The sequence below is a fragment of the Streptomyces sp. NPDC090088 genome (genome assembly GCF_044747345.1).
Lineage (GTDB): Bacteria > Actinomycetota > Actinomycetes > Streptomycetales > Streptomycetaceae > Streptomyces.
Genome location: NZ_JBIVDZ010000001.1, coordinates 1704570 through 1727124, shown reverse-complemented (window position 1 = coordinate 1727124; position 22555 = coordinate 1704570). Strand labels below are relative to the sequence as shown.

At 72.2% G+C, this 22555-nt stretch carries 18 protein-coding genes; 2 read left to right on the top strand and 16 right to left on the bottom strand.

From position 1 onward, the window contains the following. Window positions 1–6: 6 nt before the first annotated feature. Entirely contained in the window at window positions 7–1506 is a 1500-nt protein-coding gene (locus ACIPSJ_RS07630) for an MFS transporter (protein ID WP_401344283.1), read from the bottom strand. 154 nt (window positions 1507–1660) lie between these two features. Here ACIPSJ_RS07630 and ACIPSJ_RS07625 point away from each other — a divergent pair, with 154 nt between their 5' ends. After that, a complete protein-coding gene (locus ACIPSJ_RS07625) occupies window positions 1661–2290 on the top strand; it encodes a TetR/AcrR family transcriptional regulator (RefSeq protein ID WP_401344281.1) in 630 nt (209 codons plus the stop codon). A 31-nt stretch (window positions 2291–2321) separates the two neighbouring features. Here the strand turns inward: ACIPSJ_RS07625 and ACIPSJ_RS07620 are convergent, their stop codons facing one another. The 7 genes from ACIPSJ_RS07620 to ACIPSJ_RS07590 form a co-directional block, all read right to left on the bottom strand. Beyond that, window positions 2322–3545, bottom strand: a complete 1224-nt coding sequence (locus tag ACIPSJ_RS07620; protein WP_401344279.1) for a styrene monooxygenase/indole monooxygenase family protein — start codon at window positions 3543–3545, stop codon at window positions 2322–2324. A 72-nt stretch (window positions 3546–3617) separates the two neighbouring features. Continuing rightward, window positions 3618–4601 carry an LLM class flavin-dependent oxidoreductase gene (locus ACIPSJ_RS07615; RefSeq protein WP_401344277.1) on the bottom strand — a complete coding sequence of 328 codons (984 nt, stop codon included), beginning with the start codon at window positions 4599–4601 and terminating at the stop codon, window positions 3618–3620. Window positions 4602–4665: 64 nt separating this feature from the next. Then, window positions 4666–5247 (bottom strand): flavin reductase family protein, encoded by a 582-nt coding sequence (locus ACIPSJ_RS07610; RefSeq protein WP_401344275.1) that lies wholly within the window; start codon window positions 5245–5247, stop codon window positions 4666–4668. Between the two features lies 1 nt (window position 5248). Next, on the bottom strand, window positions 5249–6913 hold the full coding sequence (locus ACIPSJ_RS07605; protein ID WP_401344273.1) for an AMP-binding protein: 1665 nt from the start codon (window positions 6911–6913) through the stop codon (window positions 5249–5251). Then, complete coding sequence (locus ACIPSJ_RS07600; RefSeq protein ID WP_401344271.1) at window positions 6910–8130, bottom strand: acyl-CoA dehydrogenase family protein; 1221 nt, start codon at window positions 8128–8130, stop codon at window positions 6910–6912. The genes ACIPSJ_RS07605 and ACIPSJ_RS07600 overlap by 4 nt, the downstream gene beginning before the upstream one ends. Window positions 8131–8174: 44 nt before the next feature. Further along, on the bottom strand, window positions 8175–9752 hold the full coding sequence (locus ACIPSJ_RS07595) for an FAD-binding oxidoreductase (RefSeq protein ID WP_401344269.1): 1578 nt from the start codon (window positions 9750–9752) through the stop codon (window positions 8175–8177). Window positions 9753–9846: 94 nt separating this feature from the next. Then, the gene (locus ACIPSJ_RS07590; protein WP_401344267.1) at window positions 9847–10347 is read right to left on the bottom strand and encodes a flavin reductase family protein; all 501 of its coding nucleotides are present in this window, start codon (window positions 10345–10347) and stop codon (window positions 9847–9849) included. 282 nt (window positions 10348–10629) lie between these two features. Between ACIPSJ_RS07590 and ACIPSJ_RS07585 the strand changes: the two genes are divergently transcribed. Further along, entirely contained in the window at window positions 10630–11733 is a 1104-nt protein-coding gene (locus tag ACIPSJ_RS07585; RefSeq protein ID WP_401344265.1) for a prephenate dehydrogenase, read from the top strand. Window positions 11734–12119: 386 nt separating this feature from the next. On the opposite strand, the gene pgi is transcribed toward ACIPSJ_RS07585, so the two are convergent. From pgi to ACIPSJ_RS07545, 8 genes are all read right to left on the bottom strand, one after another. Further along, complete coding sequence (gene pgi / locus ACIPSJ_RS07580) at window positions 12120–13775, bottom strand: glucose-6-phosphate isomerase (RefSeq protein ID WP_393793930.1); 1656 nt, start codon at window positions 13773–13775, stop codon at window positions 12120–12122. Between the two features lie 71 nt (window positions 13776–13846). After that, window positions 13847–15040 (bottom strand): MFS transporter, encoded by a 1194-nt coding sequence (locus ACIPSJ_RS07575; protein WP_401344616.1) that lies wholly within the window; start codon window positions 15038–15040, stop codon window positions 13847–13849. A 186-nt stretch (window positions 15041–15226) separates the two neighbouring features. After that, on the bottom strand, window positions 15227–15562 hold the full coding sequence (locus tag ACIPSJ_RS07570) for an RNA polymerase-binding protein RbpA (RefSeq protein WP_003976875.1): 336 nt from the start codon (window positions 15560–15562) through the stop codon (window positions 15227–15229). Between the two features lie 210 nt (window positions 15563–15772). Continuing rightward, window positions 15773–16003 carry a preprotein translocase subunit SecG gene (gene secG / locus ACIPSJ_RS07565; RefSeq protein ID WP_352224631.1) on the bottom strand — a complete coding sequence of 77 codons (231 nt, stop codon included), beginning with the start codon at window positions 16001–16003 and terminating at the stop codon, window positions 15773–15775. Window positions 16004–16143: 140 nt separating this feature from the next. Further along, a complete protein-coding gene (gene tpiA, locus ACIPSJ_RS07560; RefSeq protein ID WP_401344262.1) occupies window positions 16144–16920 on the bottom strand; it encodes a triose-phosphate isomerase in 777 nt (258 codons plus the stop codon). Between the two features lie 6 nt (window positions 16921–16926). Further along, window positions 16927–18138 (bottom strand): phosphoglycerate kinase, encoded by a 1212-nt coding sequence (locus ACIPSJ_RS07555; RefSeq protein WP_359222122.1) that lies wholly within the window; start codon window positions 18136–18138, stop codon window positions 16927–16929. Window positions 18139–18290: 152 nt separating this feature from the next. Continuing rightward, the gene (gene gap / locus ACIPSJ_RS07550; protein WP_355715332.1) at window positions 18291–19301 is read right to left on the bottom strand and encodes a type I glyceraldehyde-3-phosphate dehydrogenase; all 1011 of its coding nucleotides are present in this window, start codon (window positions 19299–19301) and stop codon (window positions 18291–18293) included. Window positions 19302–19575: 274 nt separating this feature from the next. Continuing rightward, a complete protein-coding gene (locus ACIPSJ_RS07545) occupies window positions 19576–22530 on the bottom strand; it encodes a M14 family zinc carboxypeptidase (protein ID WP_401344260.1) in 2955 nt (984 codons plus the stop codon). Window positions 22531–22555: the final 25 nt, after the last annotated feature.

Here is a 22555-nt window from a genome sequence, read left to right as displayed (position 1 = left end):
CGCGGATCAGCCGGCGGAGCGGCCGGCCGACTCGGCCGTGCGTTCCTCCCCGACGGCCGGCGCACCCGGCGCGGCCGGGGTGGCGGCGCCGGTCCGCAGCCGGGCGGCCAGCGCCGCGACGGGTACCGCGAGAGCCGACACGGCCGCGATGAGGATGATCACCCAGGTGCCGTGGTGGTAGCCGGAGAGCAGGGCGGGCCGGTCGGCCGCGTCGTCCTCGTCGCCCATGCGCACGGTGACGACGGCGAGCACCACCGCGGCGCCCACCTGGTAGCCGGTCTGCAGGATGCCCGCGGCCAGGCCCTGTTCGGACTCGTCGACGCCGTTGGTGGCCTGCACGTTGGCGGCGGTGAAGGCGAACGGGAAGCCGATGCCGATCAGCACCATGCTCGGCAGGACCATCGTCCAGTACGAGGAACCCTCGCCGACCCGCAGGAAGAGCAGGAAGGCGACGGCGTAGGCGAGCATGCCGCCGAAGATCGGCCAGCGCAGTCCGGTGCTGCCGAGCCAGTTCCCGGCGCGCGGGGCGAAGGTGAGGATCAGCAGGCCGATCGGCAGGAAGGCGAAGGCCATCTCCAGCGGGGACCAGCCCCGGTAGGTCTGTAGGTAGAGGCTGCCGACGAACTGGTAGCTCATGTAGGTGCCGAGGATCGCGGCGGCGATCAGGCTGGCGCCGACCAGGGACTTGTTGCGCAGCAGGCCGAGGCGGAGCAGCGGCTGCGGGGCACGTGACTCGATGACGGTGAAGGCGGCGAGCAGCAGGACCGCGGCCGCGAAGACGCCCAGGGTGCGGCCGGCGAGCCAGCCCTCGGCCGGTGCCTGCACGATGCCGTAGACCAGCAGCAGCATGGCGGCGGTGACGGTGACGGCGCCGGCGGCGTCGTAGTGGCGCTTGGTGCCGTCGTGCGCGGGGTCCTTGGGGACCAGGGTCAGGGCGCCGACGAGGGCGGCGACGGCGACCGGCACGGAGAGCATGAAGGTCCAGCGCCAGCTCGCCTGGGTGAGGGCGCCGCCGACCACCACGCCGATGGAGTATCCGACGGCACCGCAGGCCGTGTAGATGCCGAGGGCGCGGTTGCGCTGCGGCCCCTCCGGGAAGTTGCCGACCACGATGGACAGGGCGGAGGGCGCGGTCAGCGCGGCGCCGATGCCCATCACCAGCCGGCCGACGATCACCAGGAAGCCGCTGGTGGCCAGACCGCCCGCGAGTGAACCGGCCGCGAGGACGGTGAGGCCGGTCAGGAACACCCGCCGCTTGCCGAGCAGGTCGGCCATCCGTCCGCCCAGCAGCAGGAAGCCGCCGAAGCCCAGGACGTAGGCGCTGACCACCCACTGTGCGGCGGACGTGCTCATGTTGAACTCGTCCTTGATCTGGGGAGTGGCGATGCCCACCATGATGTTGTCCAGGGCGTCCAGCGAGAAGGCGCCGCACACCACCACGAGCATCAGCCACTCGCGCAGGCCCCAACGCACGCGAGCGTCCGGGACGTCGTCCGCGATAGCCATGAAACCGGGTCTCCTTCGGGGTTGAACCATAGAGTCGACGCAGGACGAAGTGGCCGTACGCCCGCTCCCGCCAGGGACTGTGGGCGACACGACTTCTGTACTAACCTCTACAGATGAAGCTAACGATCGGCTGATCCGCCGTCAAGGAGGTCAAGTGGCCCGCACCGGGCGCCCCCGCGCCTTCGACCGGGACGCGGCACTGCACACCGCCATGCTGGTCTTCTGGGAGCGTGGTTACGCGACCACCTCGACCACCGACCTCAGTGCCGCCATGGGCATCAACCCGCCCAGCCTGTATGCCGCGTTCAAGAACAAGGAAGAGCTGTTCAGGGAGGCCATCGGGCTCTACGAACGCACCGAGTCACAGGCCTCGCGCCGGGAGATGGACGCCGCGGCCACCGCCCGCGACGCCGTCGCCGCGCTGCTGCACACGAGCGCCGACCGGTTCACCATGCAGGACCGGCCGCGCGGCTGCATGATCGTGCTCGCCGCCACCAACTGCACCGAGGACCACGAGTCGGTGCGTGACTTCGCGCTGCGCTGCCGCGCCCGCACCAAGGACATGATCAGGGAGCGGCTGGACGGCGCCCGGGACGCCGGGGAGCTGGCCCCGGACACGGACACGGACCGCATCGCCGCGTTCTACGCCACGTTCCTCAACGGCCTGTCGATCCAGGCCCGCGACGGGGCGGAGCGCGCGCAGCTGCACGAACTCGTGGACATGGCGATGGGCGCCTGGAACGCGCCGGCCGGCCCCCTCGTCGGCGCCTCACCGGCGCCTTGAGGGAGTCCGGCCGACCGGCACTCAGGCCGACTCAGGCCGCGGCCGTGACGCGCTCCAGCCAGGCCCCGGTGGCCTCGGGCGACCTGACGGCCTCCCACATGTCCGCCGGGTGGTTGAAGTTGGTGACGAACGCGTCCGCCACCCGCTGGTCGCCGGTGGCGGCCACGAAGATGCCGCCCAGGTGCTCCGGCGGCGGGCCGATGTTGAGGTTGGACCAGGCGACGACCGGCTCGGCGATCCGCCACAGCAGCTCGCTCGCCCGCTCGGCGAACGCGGTGTCGAACGGCCCGCCCGCCACGATCAGCCCGGCCAGCTCGAAGGCGCACCGCGAGCCGAGGTTGGCGCCCTGCCCGGTCAGCGGGTCGTTGAGCACCCAGGCGTCCCCGACGGCCAGGGCCGGCCGGCCGGAGGGCAGCGTGGTCCAGCCGCGGCGCACCGTCGGGGTGAGGCCGCCCTGGATCACGTCGCCGGGGCGGACGATCCCGAACTCGCTGTCGGTGACGCGCTCGCGCAGCTGGGGCGCGTACTCGCCGACCAGCCCGAGCAGGGTCTTCGCGAAGCCGGCCGGGTCGCCGAGGTGGTCGTAGGAGGCCAGTTGCTCCAGCGGGCCGCCGGGCAGGGCCTCCACCACCATGCCGTGCACCGGGCCGTCGGCGGTGAGGATCCTGGTGGAGAAGATCTCCCCGGCCTCGGAGACCTGGAAGTGGATGTGGCCCGGTTCGACGGGCGCGATGCCGTGGAGGAGACCGGCGGTCAGGATCCGCTGCGGCCCGGCGTACGGCGATCGCTCCGGGTCCCGCGGGAACAGTCCCGTGCGTGCGGCGCGCCCGCTCGCGACCACGACCAGGTCGTGGTCGCCGGAGACCCGGTCGATCTCGGCCGCGTCCGGCGCCAGCACCTCCAGGCGGCCGCCGCGCTCCAGGTAGTCGGCGGTCAGACGCGGCAGGTAGAGCCGCAGGTCTACGCCGCTCGCGGGCTCGTCGAGACGGCCGAGGAAGTGGATGTCCGGGTCGCCGGGCGCGACCAGACGCACGCCGAGGGTGTGGTTCTCCGGCTGGTCCCAGTGCGCGACGCCCAGCTCCCGCTCGCGCCGGACGGTGTGCCCGAAGCGCACCGGGAGGCTGAGCGGGCGGCCCGCGGCGACCTCCTCGGGAGCGCGCTCGGCGTAGACCGTGGTGCTCACCCCGGCCTGCTGCAGCCGCAGGGCCAGGTGCAGGCCGGATACGCCGGCGCCGACGATGGCGATGTCTGGCATGGTGCTGGTGCTCCTTCGTGACGGGAGGTCGTACGACGGGATGGGCGGGCCGCGGCGACGGGCGCCGCCGTCTCACCCGAACTGCGGGACGACGTGCTCGGCGAAGAGGCGCAGCGAGCGGCGGGCCCGGTCGGCGGGCAGGCCGGGCGCCCGCCCGAAGAAGACGACGCGCTCCACGTCGCCCAGCGGCTTGACCCGGTCGCGCAGCCCCTGCGCGACGGTGTCGGGCGGACCCACCAGGAACAGGTCGCGCGGCAGGTCGTCCACGGACGGCAGGCCGGGGTTGCCGAACCACTCCTGGAACTTGTTCAGCAGGTACCAGTAGTGCTCCTTGATCTCCTGCCAGCCCTCCTCGGCGTCCTCGCAGACATACACGCCGGGGGTGACGATGGCCGTGACGCCGAAGCGCGCGGGGTCGTGGCCGTGTTCGGCGAGGGTGCGCCGGTACAGGTCGAGGATCTCCGGCGGGGTGCCGAGGTCGGGCAGGAACCGCAGGCCGTGCCGGCCCGCCCGCAGCGCGGCGGCCTTGCCACCGCCGCCGATCCACAGCGGCGGATGACGGTCGGGCACCGGGGTGACCACGACGTCGTCGACGCTGAAGTGCCGGCCGGTGTAGGAGAACGGCTTCCCGTCCCAGGCCCGGCGCAGGATCTCGACCGTCTCCTCGGTGCGGGCGCCGCGCTCGGCCCGCCCCACGCCGAGTGCCTGGAACTCCTTCTCGCGGTAGCCGGGCGCCAGGCCCAGCTCCAGCCGGCCGCCGGCCAGCAGGTCGGTGACGGCCGCGTCCTCGGCGAGCCGCAGCGGATGGGTGAGGCTCGCCAGCAGCATCGCGGTGCCCAGCCGGACCCGGCTGGTGCGGGCGGCGATGGCGGCCAGCACCGGGAAGAGGGAGGGCAGGTAGCCGTCGTCGGTCAGATGGTGCTCGGAGAGCCAGACGGACTCGAAGCCCAGCTCCTCCGCCTCGGTCGCCAGCGTGAGGTTCTCCTCGTACACCTCGGCCCAGGGCTGCCGCCAGCGCTCGGGGTTGCGGAAGTCGAGCCAGATGCCGAATTTCACGGTTCCTCCTGGGGGGTCGGATCGGGTGGGATCGCGTGGGACCGGGTCGGTGTACGGCGGCGGGTCAGGCCTCGGAGAGGGCGCGCAGGGCGCCGTTGACGGAGACCAGCGGGGGGCGCCGGTGCCGGCCGCCGGTGGCCAGCACCTCGCCGATGAGCACGGTGTGGTCGCCGGTGTCATGCCGGTCGTACAGGCGGCACTCCAGCCAGCCGGGGGCGTCCAGGACCAGCGCCCCGGTACCGGGTCCGGGTGAGGTCGCGCAGGTCAGCAGGGCTCGGGCCCGGGTCTCCCGGTCGCCCTCCAGCGCCTGTGCCAGGTCCACACCGGCCACGTCGAGGATCGACACGGCCCAGAGCCCGGTCGCGAGCAGCGTGGTGAGGACGTCGGAGTCGCGGCGGACGGCCAGGGAGACCAGCGGCGGATCCAGGGAGACGGAGGTGAAGGAACGCACCACCGCCGCGTCGTGGCGCCGTCCGCCGTCCGTCGGGTTCACCGTCCCCGCCGGTGCGGCTGCCGCTGTCTCTGCCGCTGCCTCCGGAGCCGTCTCCGTCTCCGGTGCCGTCTCCGGCTCCGGCTCCGCGAAGGTCGTCACGACGGTGAGCCCGGTGGCGAACGTGCGCATCGTCGCGCTCAGGTCCAGGGACACGTCAGGCCTCTCGTTCGGGGCGCCGCGGCCGGGGCCGGGCACCGGGCAGCCGGGCGGCCAGCACCGACCGGCGGAGCTTGCCGGTGGCCGTCCTGGGCAGTTCGTCCTCCGCCAGTGCCTCCACCCGGGCCGCGTCGGCCCCGAACCGGCCGCGCACCCGCTCCCGCACCAGCTGCTCCGCCCGGCCCGGCGCGGTCCCCGGCCGGGCGCGGAAGAACACCGCCAGGCCGTCGGCGACGGGGCGGGCGACCGCCGAGGCCGGCAGCACACAGTCCAGTTCCTCGACCGCGTCCTCGATCTCGTGGCCGTACCAGGCGGCCCCGTCCAGCCGGACGAGTCCGTCGGCCCGGCCGGTCACCACCAGCTCGCCGTCGGCCACGAGGGCGAGGTCGTCGGTGACCAGCCAGCCGTCGGCGGAGTGCGGGGCCGGCCGCACGCCGCCGCCGTCGAGGTAGGCGCGGACCACCGGTGCACCGGTCACCTGGAGCCGGCCCACCCGGCCGGCCGGCAGCACCCGGTCCTGTTCGTCCACGACCCGCACGGAGACCCCGGGATGCGGAACGCCCACCGGCACGAACCGCCGCGGCGGGCCGTCGCCGGGTCGGAAGACGCTGTCGACGACTCCCGAGGCGGTCTCCGGCATGCCCCAGCCGGGATGCACCGCGCCCGGCGGCAGGCCGTACGGAGCGAGCGCCGCGACGAACCGGCGGACCACCCGGTCCTTGACCGGCGCGCCCCCGTTCATGACGTACCGCAGCCGGCTCAGGTCCCAGTCGCGGTGCGGTCGCCGGTCCAGCCGGTCGGTGACGAGGGCGAAGGCGGGGTTCGGCGCCCAGGTGGTGTCGATCCGTCCGGCGGAGGCGAGGTCCAGCCAGCGCAGCGGGTCGGCCCGGACCCACGCGGTGTCGGCGTGCACCTGGTGGCAGCCGAGGAAGACGTCGCGCACATGGAACATGACGATCCCGCTGACGTGGTCGAGCGGCATCCAGTTCAGGCTCCGCGTGCGCTCGTCGAGGCCGCGGGCGAGGGCCGTGCCCTGGGCGCGGGCGATGAGGTGGCGGTGGGTCAGCGGTACCGCCTTGGGCCGGCCGCCGCTGCCCGAGGTGAGCGTGAGCACCGCCAGGTCGTCGGGCTGGGCGGCGACCGGGGGGACCGTCCCGGGGCCGGCCGCCCGCAGCGCGCTCACCGGCCCGGCCGGGCGTACCCCCGGCGGCGGCCCCGCCGGGAGGTCGTCACCCACCAGCCACGCCTCCCCCACCGCGTCGACGGCCTCGGCGAGTCCGTCCGCCGGGGTACCGGACGGCACCGGCAGCGGGACCAGTGCGCCGAGCGCACACGCCCAGAAGGCGGTGAGCAGATCCGCGGCGCTCGACGTCCGCAGGATCACCCGTGCCCCCGGCCGTGCCCCGGCGGCGGCCAGTCCCGCGCGGACCCGGTCCGCGTCCTCGTACAGCGAGCGGTAGGACCGGCTCGTCGAGACACCCTCCCCGTCCACCAGCACCACACCGCGCGCACCACGCGCGGCCCGCTCCAGCACCTCCCCCAGCGTGCCGACCGACGCCCCGGGCAACTCCCCGCCGTGCAACACCGCCGGGGCGTCCGGGGGCGGGTGGCCGGTTGATGGGTGGCCGGTGGGCGGATGGCCGGTGGGCGGGTGGGTGGTCATGCCACGATGCCCAGGCTGAAGGGGTTGTGCGGGGTGCCGCCGAGGAGGTGGGCGCCGGCCGACTGGAGCACCTGGTCCTGGGCGATGACGTGCTGGCGCATCGTGGTCAGGTCGCGCAGCCAGCGGTCCAGCGGCGACGGACGGTAGACGGCCGTGGTCGCCACCAGGTCGTACAGCCGGCCGACGATGGTGCGGGCCACCCGGAACGCGTTGACCCGGGCGAGGACGGTGTCCACCCGGTCGTCGCGGCCGAGTTCGCCGCCCGAGTCGATGAGCTGCGCCTGCCTGCGCAGGCTGCCGTAGACCGCGTGCCGGGCCGCGCCCAGTTCCATCTCGGACTCGGCGACGGCCAGTTGCACCCGGTAGGTGTCCGCCCAGGGTGTGTCGGTGGCCCGGTCGGTGCGCCCGGCGGCGAGTTCGCGCACATGGTCCAGGGCGGCCCGGGCCACGCCGAGGGGCACTCCGGGCATGTTGCGCAGGATGGCCTCGGGGGTCGCGTGCGGCCCAGGGGTGCGGGGGTGGCCCAGGCTGAAGGTGTGCTCTTCCGGTACGAACAGGTCCTGGGCCTGGTAGTCGCAACTACCGCTGCCGGCCAGTCCGGTGGTGTGCCAGGTGTCGAGGATCTCGAACTCCTCGCGGCGCGCCAGCATGATGCGCCAGTGCCCCGGTGCCCCCTCCGGTCCGGGTTCCGGCCGGCCGTCCCGGTGGACGAAGCAGCCGGCCACCACCCAGTCGGCGTGGGTGATGCCGCTGCCGAACTGCCAGCGCCCGGTGACCCGGTAGCCGCCCGGCACCCGGTCCGCCCGGCCCAGGGGCAGGATCAGGCCGGCGGTGACGATGTCCGGGTCGCCCAGCTCGTCACGGGCGACGGACTCGGGCAGGAACTGGGCGTACAGCGGCGTGTCCATGCCGATCATGGCGCACCACGCGGCGGAGGCGTCCCCGCGGGCGAGGATCTCCACGACTTCCGTCTGCTGGACGGAGTCGAGTCCCGGCCCGCCCTTCTCGGCCGGCACGCCCATCCGGAAGACCCCGGCGTCGCGGAGCTGTTCGACCACCGCGGCCGGCAGCCGACGGGCCCGTTCGATGTCCTCGGCGGCGGCCCGCAGCACCGGGACGAGGTCCTCGGCCCTGCGGAACAGTTCCTCCGCCGTGACGGGCGCGACGGGCCGGGAGGTGGCGGGGCGCCTGACGGCAGCCGCCTGTGATGTGGTCATCTGCGAAGTCCCCTGTCTCACTCGGGTCCGGCGGCGTCCCGCGGTCAGCGGTAACGCCCCGGAGCGATGGCGTTGTTGGGGTCGAGCACGGCCTTGAGCCGACGGACGAGGGCCACGGCCGCGGTGTCCACGGCCAGCGCGTCCCGCTGTCCCGCGTGGTCGACGTCCAGCCGGTACGGCGTGAAACCGGCCTCGGCGAAGGACTCGTACAGGAGGTCCAGCGCCCGATGGGCCCGCTCGGCCGCCTCCTCCTCGTGGGGGAACTTCATCGCCACCACGCAGTCGACGAGGTCGGCGCCGAGCAGGTGCAGGGTGGACGAGAGCCGTACGCCGGTGGCCGCCGCGGCCTCCCGCAGCAGTCGGTCGGCGCGGGCGACCGCCTCGCCGGTGAACGGCAGCAGCGGCAGGAAGAAGAGGAACCCGGCCGACGTGTCGATCTTGTCGGCGCCCACGCCCATCTTGGCCCGGAAGAGCGTGTCGGTGATGTCCGGGTCGCCGGCGTACGCGCGTTCCACCAGCCGGGTCACCTCGTGGTTCGGGTGCGCGGGGTCGGCGCCCTCGGCGGCGGAGACCTTGCTGAACAGGCCGGAGCGGCGGGCCTCGGCGGTCAGGATGCCGGTGAGCGCCTCGACCGACTCGGCGGTGCCGTCGACCGCGAGGTGCACGGTGTACTCGCCCTCGGTACCGCCGTAGGAGAGCCCGGCGGCCGGGTCGTAGATCCGCGGGACGCCCCGGGTGAGTCCCTGGGCGACCCAGCGGCGCACGGTGTCGGTCACCTCGGCGAGCGCCGGGGCCGGGAAGCCGAGGCGGGTCACGCGCACCGCCTCGGGCCGGGCCGGCAGCCGGATCACGGCCGCCGTCACCACCCCGAGGTTGGACTGCACGAACAGCGGCAGCGCGGAGGGGCCCAGGCCGTGCGGGTAGACCGGCGCGGTGCGCCCCGGTGCGGGCCACCAGCCGACGCGGACCGTCTCACCGCCCGGCAGGACCACCTCCAGGCCGGCGAGGTCCTCGGTGCGCTGGCCGCGCAGCCCGACGCCGCGGTCCAGGGCGTTGCCCACGACGCTGGTCGCCGCGGCGGAGACGGTGACGTTGACCATCCGGGGGGTGTGGGCGAGCAGCCGGGACAGCTGTCCCTGGGTGACGCCCGGTTCGACGACGGCCCAGCCGGCCTCCAGGTCCAGCGCGCGCACCCGGTCGAGACCGCCGAGGTCCAGCACCACGGCGTCGTCCCGGGCCGGTTCGCGGGAGCCCAGGCCCCAGTTGCGTCCGGTGCTGACGGCGTGCAGGCTCCCGGAGTCCGGCTCCTGCGAGAAGAGCGCCACGATCGCGCCGACCTGCTCGGCGGTGGCGGGCCGCAGTACGGCGTCGACCCGACGGGAGCGGAACAGGCTGGTGTTGGGCCCGAGGAGCCGGGTCCGCCCGGCGTCGCCGTCGGCACCCACGACCCGGTTCTCGCCCAGGATCCGACGGGCCGCGTCCAGCGCGGCACGCGACGCGGCGGACCCGGAGACGGGCCCGGAGACGGTGCCGGAGGCAGACGCGGGGGCGGGCCCGGTGGCGGCGCCGGAGGTGGGTGGGGCGGCGGCCGGGCTGTCTGTGGCGGTGGACAGTTCGGACATGCTGGTCTCCCTGGACGGTGTGGGTCCTGGCCGTGCGGTCGCTGGTGGGTCGGGCGGCGGCGGGTCGGGCGGCGATGGGTCGGGCGGCGGTCGGTCAGGCGGCGGTGGCCGGGGTGAGCGAACCGTGCAGGAACACCAGCGGGTCCCGGGGCGCGCGCACCCCGGTGGCCAGCACGGTGCCGATCACCATGAGGTGGTCGCCGACGGTGAACGAGTCGGCCAGCGCGCACTCCAGCCAGCCGGTGCCGTCGAGCAGCAGGGCGCCCGTGTGCCGGCCCGGTACGGCGGGCAGGGTGCGCAGCGCCTCGGCCCGGTTCTCCCGGGACCGGGCCAGCGTCCGCGCGGTGTCCGCCCCGGCCGCGGCCAGGATGGACACCCCCCAGGCCTCGGCCGTCAGCAGGTCGGCCAGGAAGGCGGACCCGTGGCGCAGCGAGAGCGCGACGAGCGGAGGCTCGAACGACACCGGGATCAGCGAGTTGACCGTGATGGCGTCATGGCGCCGCCCGCCGGGCGCGGCCGGCTCCTCGGTCCAGGTGCTGACCACACCGACGCCGGTCGCGAAGTGCCGCATCACCGCACGCAGATCGAGTTCCACTGAGCGTCCTCTCCGTCGTACGGACCCGGACGGGCCTCGGGCCAGACGAACGTACGAACCGCGGCGGACGCACGGTGCCGTGCTCGCGCATGTGCTCTGTCGCATTCGCGAAAGCCGGGACATGCGCGGATGCGGCACTCGCCATGCGCGGCTGGCCGAGTCCCGGGCCCCGGCCGCGGGTCACACTGCGACGGTCGCGGGCGTACGGCGGTGACCGCCGCGCCCGCGCACGGCGGGGCGCACCGCCCCGCCCACGGATGATCCGGGCAGAAGGGGGAACCAGTGATCCGCACCGCGGCAGTGGTGGGAACCGGGCTCATCGGCACGTCCGCCGGCCTCGCGCTGAGCCGCCGCGGCGTCCATGTGCGCCTGCTCGACACGGACGAGTCGGCGGCCCGGGTGGCGGCCGCCCGCGGGGCCGGTTCGGTCGGTCCGCCCGACGGCCCCGTCGACCTCGCCGTGCTGGCCGTGCCGCCCGGCGCGGTCGCCCGGGTGCTGGCGGAGCAGCAGCGGCGCGGGCTGGCCAGGGCCTACACCGACGTGGCGAGCGTCAAGGCGCCCACGGCGCTGGCCGTCGCGCACGGCACCCCGCAGCCGCGCAGTTTCGTCGGCGGTCATCCGATGGCCGGGAGCGAGCGCTCCGGTCCGCTGGCCGCCCGCGCCGATCTCTTCGAGGACCGTCCGTGGATCCTGACGCCCGGACCGGAGACCTGCCCGGGCGCGCTCAACCGGGTGCTGGCCGCAGTGTCGCTGTGCGGGGCCGTGCCCGTGGTGATGGATCCGCACGCGCACGACCGGGCGGTCGCCCTGGTCTCGCACGCGCCCCATCTGGTGGCGTCCCTGATGGCGGCGAGACTGGCCGACGCGTCCGGGGAGGCGATCAGGCTCGCGGGCCGGGGGATCCGGGACGTGATCCGGGTCGCGGGCGGCGACCCCGGGCTGTGGACCGACATCGTCCGGGCCAACGCCCCGGCCATCGTGGAGATCCTGGAAGCCCTGACGAAGGACCTGGAGGCGCTCACCCGGGCCCTGCACGCGCTGGAGGTGTCCCCCGGCACCGAGGGAGCCGAGGACGCCCTGGCCTCGCTCGGGGAACTGCTGGCCCGGGGCAGGGACGGCTGGGCGGCCGTGCACCGGCCGGGCGGTGCCGGCACCGTCGGCGCGGTGACGCTGACGGTGCCGCTCGCGGGCCGGCCGGGCGAGGTGGACCGGTTGCTGCACGCGGCCGAGGAGTCCGGCATCGGCGCCCAGGACATCCGGCTGTCCTGGTCCGGGGCGTCCACGGAGCTCTCGGCGAGCCTGGCCGCATCCCGGATCACCGCGGAGTCCGTCCGCCGCAGGCTCGCCGACGACGGCTGGCGGGTGTCCGTGGCCACCGCTCCCTGATCCCGCCCGACACGTGGGCAGGGCCCTGGTCCCGCCCGACACCCGCGCAGGGGCCTGGTCCCGCCCGGAGCGGGACCAGGGTCCTGCGGTGTGCTGTCAGCCGTCTTCGGGCGCGCCGTCCGGCAGCCCGTAGGCGCCGGCGACCAGCTCGTAGGACCGGACCCGGAAGTCCAGGCCGTGCGAGTTCATGGCCGGCATCAGCTCGTCGGCGCCGGTCCTCTTGCACAGGTCGTCCAGGCCCGCCGTGACCTCGTCGGCCGTGCCGTACAGGGCGCGGTCGAGCCGGCCGCCGAGGACGGCCGTCTCCCGCTCGGTGAAGACGTGTGCCTCGGCCTCCCCCGGCGTCGGGATGAGCCCCGGCCGGCCGCCGCGGCGCGCGCCGGCCGTCAGTCGCGCCCGCGCAGCTCCCGGTACTTGGCGACCAGCGCCTTCGTCGACGCGTCCAGGCCCGGTACCTCCGCGCCCTCGGTCAGCGCCGGTTCCACGCGCTTGGCGAGGACCTTGCCGAGTTCGACGCCCCACTGGTCGAAGGAGTCGATGTTCCAGACGGCGCCCTGGGTGAACACCTTGTGCTCGTACAGGGCGACGAGCTGGCCGAGGACCGACGGGGTGAGTTCCCTGGCGAGGATCGTGGTCGTCGGGCGGTTGCCCTGGAAGGTCTTGTGCGGGACCAGTTCCTCGGCGACGCCCTCCGCGCGGACCTCCTCGGCGGTCTTGCCGAAGGCCAGCGCCTGGGTCTGGGCGAAGAAGTTCGCCATCAGCAGGTCGTGCTGGGCCCCGAGTTCACCGCTCAGCTCGGCGACCGGCTCGGCGAAGCCGATGAAGTCCGCCGGGATCAGCTTCGTGCCCTGGTGGATCAACTGGTAGTAGGCGTGCTGGCCGTTGGTGCCGGGCGTGCCCCAGACGATCGGGCCGGTGGTCCACTCGACCTCCTTGCCGTCCCGCGCCACGTACTTGCCGTTGGACTCCATGTCCAGCTGCTGGAGGTAGGCGGTGAACTTGGAGAGGTAGTGGCTGTACGGCAGCACCGCGTGCGACTGGGCGTCGTGGAAGTTGTCGTACCAGATGCCCAGCAGGCCGAGCAGGAGCGGGACGTTGGCCTCGGCGGGGGCGGTGCGGAAGTGCTCGTCGACCAGGTGGAAGCCGTCCAGCATCTCGCGGAAGCGGTCGGGGCCGATGGCGATCATCAGGGAGAGGCCGATGGCGGAGTCGTAGGAGTAGCGGCCGCCGACCCAGTCCCAGAACTCGAACATGTTGGCCGTGTCGATGCCGAAGTCGGCGACCTTCTCGGCGTTGGTGGAGAGGGCCACGAAGTGCTTGGCGACGGCTTCCTGACCGGCCTTCAGCTCGCCGAGCACCCAGTTGCGGGCCGAGGTGGCGTTGGTGATCGTCTCGATGGTGGTGAACGTCTTGGAGGCGATGATGAAGAGGGTCTCCGCCGCGTCCAGGTCGCGGGTGGCCTCGTGCAGGTCGGCGCCGTCCACGTTGGAGACGAAGCGGACCGTGAGGTCGCGGTCGGTGAAGCTGCGCAGCACCTCGTAGGCCATCGCCGGACCGAGGTCGGAGCCGCCGATGCCGATGTTGACGACGTTCCTGATGCGCCTGCCGGTGTGACCGGTCCACTCGCCCGAGCGGACCCGGTCGGCGAAGGCGCCCATCTTGTCCAGGACCGCGTGCACCTGCGGCACCACGTTCTCGCCGTCGACCTCGACCACCGCGTCGCGCGGGGCGCGCAGCGCCGTGTGCAGCACCGCGCGCTGCTCGGTGATGTTGATCTTCTCGCCGCGGAACATGGCGTCCCGCAGCCCGAAGACGTCGGTGGCGGCGGCCAGCTCACGCAGCAGCCTCAGTGTCTCGTCGTTGACCAGGTGCTTCGAGTAGTCGATGTGGAGATCGCCGACCTGGAGGGTGTAGCCCGTGCCGCGTCCCGGGTCGGCGGCGAACAGGTCCCGCAGATGAGTCTCGGCGAGCTCCTCCCGGTGCTTGGCGAGCGCGGTCCACTCGGGCGTCTGGTTGAGCCTGGTACGGCCGTCTGCGTTCATTCGGACTTCAGCCTTCTTCCTTGCACCTGTCCTGTTGCGTGCCTGCGCCGCTGCCGTTCCAACCTAGTTGATCAGCTCGGGGCACGGCCTGCCGTCGCGCTGTCCCGTGGCGCAACAACAGGTACGTCCGGCCGGCGCACCGGTATCAACGAGGTGACGGCCAGCCCGAACAGGGCGGCGGCGAGCAGCGCGGGCCCGTTCAGACCGTACGCACCGGCGACCGCTCCGCCGAGGAGGGCGCCGAGCGGTGCTCCGGACGTCGAGGAGGTGCGGAAGGCGGCGGCGATCCGGCCGGTCATCGACTCGGGGGCGCGTTGCTGCATCAGCGTGACCTGGTTGACGTTCCACACCATGTTCATCGCGCCGAGCAGCAGCATGCCCGCGGCCAGGGCGCCGAGGTGCCGCACGGTGCCTATCAGGACCAGGGACGAGGTCTGGACGGTCCCGGCGACGAGCAGGGCCCGGACCCGGCCGGTGCGGCGGGCGATGCGCTGGGCGAGGAAGCCGCCGGCGATGCTGCCGGCCGAGTAGGCGGTCATGGCGGCCGCGTATCCGGCGGTGCCGGCGTGCAGCCAGCGGGTCACGTGCAGCACCAGGGTGGCGATCAGGGCGCCCATGCCGATGTTGCAGAGCAGGGTGGAGACGCAGACCGCCCGCAGGGCCCGGTCCTGCCACAGGGCGCGCAGGCCCTCTCCGATCTCGGCGCGCAGGGTGCTGCCGGCCGGGCGTGGCGCCCGCTGCGGGGGCCGTGTCCGCAGGGAGGCGACCAGGGCGGCGGCCGCCAGGTAGGTGCCCGCGTCGGCCGCGAAGGGCATGAACGCGCCGGCCGTGAGCAGCAGCGGCACCAGCGGGGCGCCGAGCAGGCCGCCGGCGATCTGCTGCCCGGTCATCAGCCGGGCGTTGGCCGCGCCCAGGGCCTGGCGGTCCACCAGGGAGGGCAGCAGGGCCGTGGAGGCGTTGTCGAAGAGCGTCTGGAGCGTGGTCAGCGCGAAGGCCAGCAGGAGCAGCAGCGGGATCGAGGCGTGACCGAGCGCCACGGCGAGCGCGAAGGCGGCGACGAGCAGCCCTCGTACCGAGTCCACGGCCCACATCGCGCGCCGCTGGTCCACCCGGTCCGCGACGGCTCCGCCGACCAGCCCGAACAGCAGCCACGGCACATAGCCGCAGGCGGTCACCGAGGCGATGGCGAGGGGGTCGTCGGTCAGGCGCACGGCCAGCAGGGGCAGCGCGGACGTCCGTAACGCGTCCCCGAACCGGGAGACCACGGCAGCCGTCCACAACCGTCCGAATCCCCCGCGCCACGCCGGCGCCCGCTCCCCCACCGTCACCGCCGCCCCCTCACGATTCGTCGATACACAAACCGTAGAGGGCACCACTGACAACGGGCCCGGGGCCGGGCCGCGGAGACAACTCCGGCCAGGCGCCCTCGGGCACCCGGCCGACCTCAACTCCTAGATCTCGCCCCGCAGTTTGGCGAGCGCCTCGGCGAGGATCGCCTCGCCGTCCGCGTCGCTGCGCCGCTCCCGTACGTACGCGAGGTGCGTCTTGTACGGCTCGGTGCGCGGCGGGTCCGGCGGGTTGTCCCGGTCCTGACCGGCCGGGAAGCCACAGCGCGGGCAGTCCCAGGTCTCGGGCACCTGCGCGTCGCTGGCGAAGCTCGGCTGCGTCTCATGCCCGTTGGAGCACCAGAAGGAGATGCGCAGACGCGGCGCGGACTCGCCGCGCTCGGCCTCGCCCATCGGCCCCGCCCCGACCCGGCTACCTCGGATCGCGTTGCCACTTGCCACGGTCGTAACTCCCTGCGTGATGGTGCCGCGAAGCGAGTCGGCGTGTCGCTTCGTTGCGAGCGCCTCAGTCTACGTAAGGCCCAACGCGCGTCCAGTGGTGGGAGTTACCGCCCCCGCACCTAGACGCAAGCCCCATGATAGGCCGCGCTCAGGTGCGCGTACCGAACATGGGGCCTTACGTGCGGAATGTGCGTGTGTGCGAGTCGCGGCTCAGCTGTTCGTCTTCATCAGCATGCCGAGGACGATGATGCACGCGAACCACAGCAGACCGATCACCAGGGTGATCCGGTCCAGGTTCCGCTCGGCGACCGAGGAGCCGCCGACGGAGGACTGCATGCCGCCACCGAACATGTCGGAGAGACCGCCGCCCTTGCCCTTGTGCATCAGCACCAGCAGCATCAGCAGCAGGCTGAAGACGATCAGGGCGATCGAGAACCCCAAAACCACGGCTGGACCAACTTCCTCGGATACGGATGGACTGCGGGGCCGGAGACCGTCTGAGGCTTCACGCTCCTGACGACAAACAGCCTCGGCCCCGCAAGGGTACGACGGATCGCCGCTACCGCCTACTCACGGTCTGCTCACTGATCGCGGAAGCGCACGATCTTGACGAATTCGTCGGCGTCCAGCGAGGCACCGCCCACCAGGGCGCCGTCGATGTCGGCCTGCGCCATGATCTCGGCCACGTTGCCGGCCTTGACGGAGCCGCCGTACTGGATGCGGACCTGGTCGGCCAGCTCCTGGCTGTACAGCTCGGCCAGCTTGGCGCGGATCGCGGCGCAGACCTCCTGGGCGTCCGCCGCGCCGCAGACCTTGCCGGTCCCGATGGCCCACACGGGCTCGTAGGCGATGACGATCGTCTCGGCCTGCTCGGCCGTGACGTCCTTCAGACCGCCCTCGACCTGGGTGAGGGTGTGGGAGACGTGGTTGCCCGCCTCGCGGACGTCCAGCTCCTCGCCGACGCACAGGATCGGGGTCAGACCGTGCTTGTAGGCGGCCTTGACCTTGCCGTTCACGACGGCGTCGGTCTCGTTGTGGTACTGGCGGCGCTCGGAGTGGCCGATGACCACGTACGTGCACTTCAGCTTGGCCAGCATCAGGCCCGAGATCTCGCCGGTGTAGGCCCCGGAGTCGTGCGCCGAGAGGTCCTGGGCGCCGTACTTGATCTTGAGCTTGTCGCCGTCGACCAGGGTCTGCACGGAGCGCAGGTCGGTGAAGGGCGGCAGGACGGTGACCTCGACGGCCTCGTAGTCCTTGTCGGCCAGGGCGAAGGCGAGCTTCTGGACGTGCGCGATGGCCTCGAGGTGGTTGAGGTTCATCTTCCAGTTACCCGCCATGATCGGCGTGCGAGTGGTCATGCGGGGTCAGTCCTCCAGTGCGGCAAGGCCGGGGAGCGTCTTGCCCTCGAGGTATTCGAGGGAGGCGCCGCCACCGGTCGAGATGTGTCCGAACGCGTTCTCGTCGAAGCCGAGGATGCGCACGGCGGCGGCGGAGTCACCGCCACCGACGACGGTGAAGCCCTTCGAGTCGACGAGGGCCTGGGCGACCACGCGGGTGCCCTCGGCGTAGTCGGGGTGCTCGAAGACGCCCATGGGGCCGTTCCAGAAGACGGTGGCGGCGTCGGCGAGCTTCGAGGCGTACAGCTTGCGGGTCTCCGGGCCGATGTCCAGGCCCATCTGTCCGGCGGGCATGGCGTCCGCGGCGACCGTGCTCGGGTTGGCCGGGGCCTTGCCGGACAGGTCCGGGAACGCGGGGGCGACCAGGGTGTCCACCGGCAGGACGAGCTCGACGCCGGTCTTCTCGGCGCGCTCGATGTACTCGGTGACGGCCGCGAGCTGGTCCTCCTGGAGGAGGGAGCTGCCGACCTCGTAGCCCTTGGCCTTCAGGAAGGTGTAGACCATTCCGCCGCCGACGAGGATGCGGTCGGCCTTGCCGAGCAGCTGGTCGATCACGGCGAGCTTGTCGGAGACCTTGGCGCCGCCGAGCACGACGACGTAGGGCCGCTGGACGTCCTCGGTGAGCTTCTTCAGGACGCCGACCTCGGTGGCGATCAGGTGGCCGGCGTAGTGCGGCAGCCGGGCCGGGAGGTCGTAGACGGAGGCGTGCTTGCGGTGCACGGCGCCGAAGCCGTCGCCGACGTAGACGTCCGCGAGGGCGGCCAGCTGGTCCGCGAACTCGCCGCGCTCGGTCTCGTCCTTGGAGGTCTCGCCGGCGTTGAAGCGCAGGTTCTCGATGACCGCGACCTGGCCGGGCTCCAGGCCGTTCACGGCGTCGTGGGCGGCGGGGCCGACGGTGTCCTGGGCGAACGCGATCGGGGCGTCGAGCAGTTCACCGAGCCGCTCGGCGGCCTGGAGCAGGGAGAACTGCGTGTCCGCGGCGCTCTTGGGGCGGCCCAGGTGGGAGGCGACGACCACCTTGGCGCCCGCGTCGGCGAGGGCCTTGACGGTGGGCAGGACGGCGCGGATCCGGCCGTCGTCGGTGATGAGGCCGTCGGCCATCGGCACGTTGAGGTCGGCACGGACGAAGACCCGCTTGCCGTCGACCCCTTCGGCGAGGAGTTCGTCGATCGTCTTCATGTGTTGGGGACTCCTACAGGAGGGCTCTTGATCGTACGAGGACAGATCGAACCGTAGACGGGCGGGTCGATCCTTACGTGCGTCAGGGCTCGGGCGGCGCGACCGTGCGCTGCCCGAGCCCTGCTACCGCATCGAGGTGCCTGCTCGGCCGATCAGAGCTGGTCGCCGACGAAGACCGTGAGGTCGACGAGGCGGTTGGAGTAGCCCCACTCGTTGTCGTACCAGCCGAGGATCTTCACCGTGTTGCCCTCCTGGACCATGGTCAGGGAGGAGTCGAAGGTGCAGGAGGCCGGGTCGCCGACGATGTCCGAGGAGACGATCGGGTCCTCGGTGTACGCGAGGTAGCCCTTCAGGTCGCCGTCGTCGGCGGCCTTCTTGAACGCGGCGTTGACCTCGTCCTTGGTGACCTCGCGCTGGAGCGTCACGACCAGGTCGGTGGCGGAGCCGGTCGGGACCGGGACGCGCATGGCGATGCCGTCCAGCTTGCCCTTGAGCTGCGGGAGGACCAGCGCGGTGGCCTTGGCGGCACCGGTGGTGGTCGGGATGATGTTCTCGGCGGCGGCCCGCGCGCGGCGCAGGTCCGAGTGCGGGAAGTCCAGGATGCGCTGGTCGTTGGTGTACGCGTGCACCGTCGTCATCAGGCCCTTGACGATGCCGAAGTTCTCGTCGAGGACCTTGGCCATCGGCGCCACACAGTTGGTGGTGCAGGAGGCGTTGGAGATGACGTGGTGGTTGGCCGCGTCGTACTTGTCCTGGTTGACGCCCATCACGATGGTGATGTCCTCGTCCTTGGCCGGAGCCGAGATGAGGACCTTCTTGGCGCCGCCGGCGATGTGCTTCTCGGCGTCGGCCTTCTTGGTGAAGATGCCGGTCGACTCGATGACGATGTCGACGCCCAGCTCGCCCCACGGGATGTCGGCGGGGTTGCGCTCGGACAGCACCTTGATGGTGTGACCGTCGACGGTGATCGTGTCGGCGGTGTGCGTCACCTCGGCCTTGAGCCGGCCGAGGATCGTGTCGTACTTCAGCAGGTGCGCGGTGGTCGCGGTGTCACCCAGGTCGTTGACAGCCACGATCTCGATGTCAGCGCCCTGCTCCAGCAGCGCGCGGAAGTAGTTGCGACCGATACGACCGAAGCCGTTGATGCCTACGCGGATCGTCACGAACCGATCTCCTCGTTGGTACGCCGGCCATGCGGTGCCGGCGAGCTGTATTTGGGATGTCCCCGACCACCCACGACCCTACCTCCCTGAGGCTCCCGTGGTGACATCCAGATGCCCCATACACGGCGAGGCGGTCCGTACCCGCCAGTAGGGGTACGGACCGTCTCGGATCGGGGGTCGCATCGCCCCTTTTTGTCAGGTAATGCCGACCCGTGTTTACGGCCCTTTCACTCGTTCGTGAGCGGGTCGGCTCACTTGTCGAGTGCCGTCGGCGTCAGTTGTCGAGTGCTGTCAACGCCTTCTTCACCAGAGCGGCACGATCGGCGGCCGAGGTGACCTGTTCCAGGCCGAAACCGAGCAGCACGGTGCGGTCGGTGGTGACCGCTCCGTACGTCTTGAACAACGCCCCGGTGCGCTCCCAGTCCTTGAGGACGGCCGGGCTGCCCGCGGGCGGTCCGGCGACGCTCCAGGAACCGAGTGAGGTCTCGAAGCCCTCGGTCTCGGTGGCCGCGCCGCCGACGACGAGCGAGGCGTCGTCGACGAGGACACCGTGGCCGCCGGTGCTCGGGTCGGTGATGTAGGAGATGGACAGCTCGACGGACTTGCCGGCGTAGGCGCCCAGGTCGAAGCTCACCGACTGCCAGCCCGCGGAGCTTCCGGTGAGGCTGTGCCAGGAGCCGCTGGTGCCGGACGAGGTGCACTGGTTGTTGTCGATGGTCAGGTAGTGCTTGAGCCAGGGGTGCTCGGCGATCAGGAAGCCGGCCCCGCACTCGGACGGTACGGCGTCGGTGGTGGCACCGCCCTTCTCGGGCAGCGTCGTCCAGTCGTCGGAGCCGACGACGTGCGCCTCGACGACCGCGTGGTCGTAGCCCGGCTCGGTGTCCCAGAGCAGCTTGGTGCTGAAGGTCGGCTGCTGGGACGCGGTGACACCGGTGAGGTCGATGGTGCGGGTGAGGCGCTTGTAGGAGTCGTCGGTGTGCACCGCGGCGGCCATGTACGACCCGGAGTACGGCCCGTACGGGTTGACGGTCCCGGCGAACTGGCCCGCGCCCGCGCTGGCGAACTGGGGATAGGTGTCGGTGGAGAGCTCGTCGGAGGTGACGGCGTAGGTGCCGGCCTTGTCGAGCGGGTTGGCGGAGGTACCGCTCAGGGCTCCGGTGAAGCCGTCCAGGGTGCCGGAGCCGGTGAAGCCGGTGGCCCCGGGAGTGGACGTACGGGAGTAGGCGCCCAGGTAGTACTGGCTGAAGTCGTTGGACGGGGTGCCGTCGCCGAGGTTCACGCTGCCGCCGGCCAGCTCGCCCGCCTCGATCAGCTTGCCGCCCTCGTTGAGGTAGGCGCGCAGCTGGAGCTGGGTGTCGTTGCCGGGGCCGCTGGTGCCCGAGTAGTGGACGACGTTCCTGAAGTGCTTCAGCACGCCGAGCGCGTCGGGCGCGCCCTGGGTGGCGACGTCCCAGACGACGGCCTTGTGCCCGGCCGCCTTCAGCGCGTCGACGTAGGTCTGCGCCTGGGTGGCCTTGGCGCCCTCCTCGGCGACCACCAGGGTGTCCGCCTTGGCCCGCTCGGCGACGGTGTACGTGAAGTGCGCGCTGGAGGCCTTCTTGCCGCCCTTCGCCTCACCGGTGAACCACACCTCGACCTTGTCGCCCGGTGCGCCGTCCTTCACCTTGGCCCGGTACTGGTCGAAGTAGAGGTTGTCCGCACCGCCGTAGGTCTCGCCGCCCCGCCAGGGCCGCAGCGCCGTCTCGTGGGTGCGGCCGCCGTTGACGCGGTACTTGAGCTCCTTGTCCCGGACCGCCTTGCGGACGACGACGGAGACCTCCTGGTCGGCGCCGCGCGAGTACGACGTGGAGAACGTGGCCGGGGTGAAGTCGGCGGCGCTCAGGCCGACCGAGGAACTGGGCCGGTCGGGGTGGGCGGCGGTCTCGGCGACGGAGAGCGCGAACGGGATGTTCTTCGCGAACTCGTCCTGGATCAGCTTCTCGTCGTCCGGGAAGTTGAAGACCGACTGGCAGTCGGCCGCCTTCCAGGCGTCGTTCGGGTCGATGTCCGACGCGGTCTGGCAGGTCGACATCTCCGGGGTGAACATCGCCATGCCGTTGACGTTCGACGCGTGGCCGTCCGCCTCGCCGTTGGTGGTGTAGAGCTCCGAGGAGACCTGCGGGTGGTAGCCCGGGACCGCCGAGTTGTCGGGCGTGCCGGCGAGCGCCTTGTACAGGACGTCGTCCGGGGTCGGGGTGGCCACCTGCCAGCCGACGCCGTAGAGGAGGAGTTCGGCGGCGGAGTGGTAGTTGATGCCGTACGTGAACCCGACCCGCTTCTCGAAGGAGTCGAGCGCCTTGGTCTCGGGCTCGGACTCGGGGCTCGCGCCGCGGTAGGTCTCGCTGGTGGGGTTGGGGGACGAGCCCTCGTCGTCGTAGCCCCACTTGTAACCGAAGTTGCGGTTGAGGTCGACGCCGTCACCCGTGCTGATGACACCGTCGCCGTTGACGTCCCGCAGGTTCTTGCGCCACAGCCGGGTGTCGGAGTTCTGGAAGGTGTAGTCGTAGCCGTCGGGGTTGGCGGACAGCACGAACCACAGTTCGGTCGAGTCGACGATCTTCTTGATGCGTTTGTCGGTGCGGTAGTTGTCCAGGTAGTAGTGCATCAGCCGGCGGGTCATCTCCGGCGTGATCCACTCGCGCGCGTGCTGGTTGGACACGTACAGCACGGAGGGCTTGGAGCCGTCCTTCGACTTCTTCGCGCCCTTGGTCAGTTTGAGCGCGAGGATGTCCTGGCCGCCCAGCGTCTTGCCGATGGACTCGACCTTGGTGAGGCCGGGGTTGGCCTGCGCGGTCGCGAGGATCTCCTGTTCGAGCCCGCCACTTCCGCTGTACGGGCGGAACACCCCCTGGGAGGCGTCCTCGACGCGGGTCTCCGCCTTGGCCGAGAGTGTGTGCTCGGTGAGGTCGACGCCCTGCTTCTCCAGCTTCTGCGCCTGCTGGTCGGTGAGGTACAGCTCGACTTCCGTCTTCCCGGATCCGGTGACCTGGTCGCCGAGTTCGTGGCCGTCCTGTCCGGCCTTGAGCAGCAGCGGGATCTGCTGCTTGGTGACGTCCGCGCGGAAGACCTTGACCTCGTCGGGGTCGGGCTTCGGCGCCGCGCCGGTCTGTGCCTGGGCCACGGGTGCGAGCGCCGCTCCGCCGATCAGGAGCGCGCCGACAGCGAGGATCGATCTCGCTCTGTGTCTCATGAACCCCCCTAGCAGTGGTCCGCCC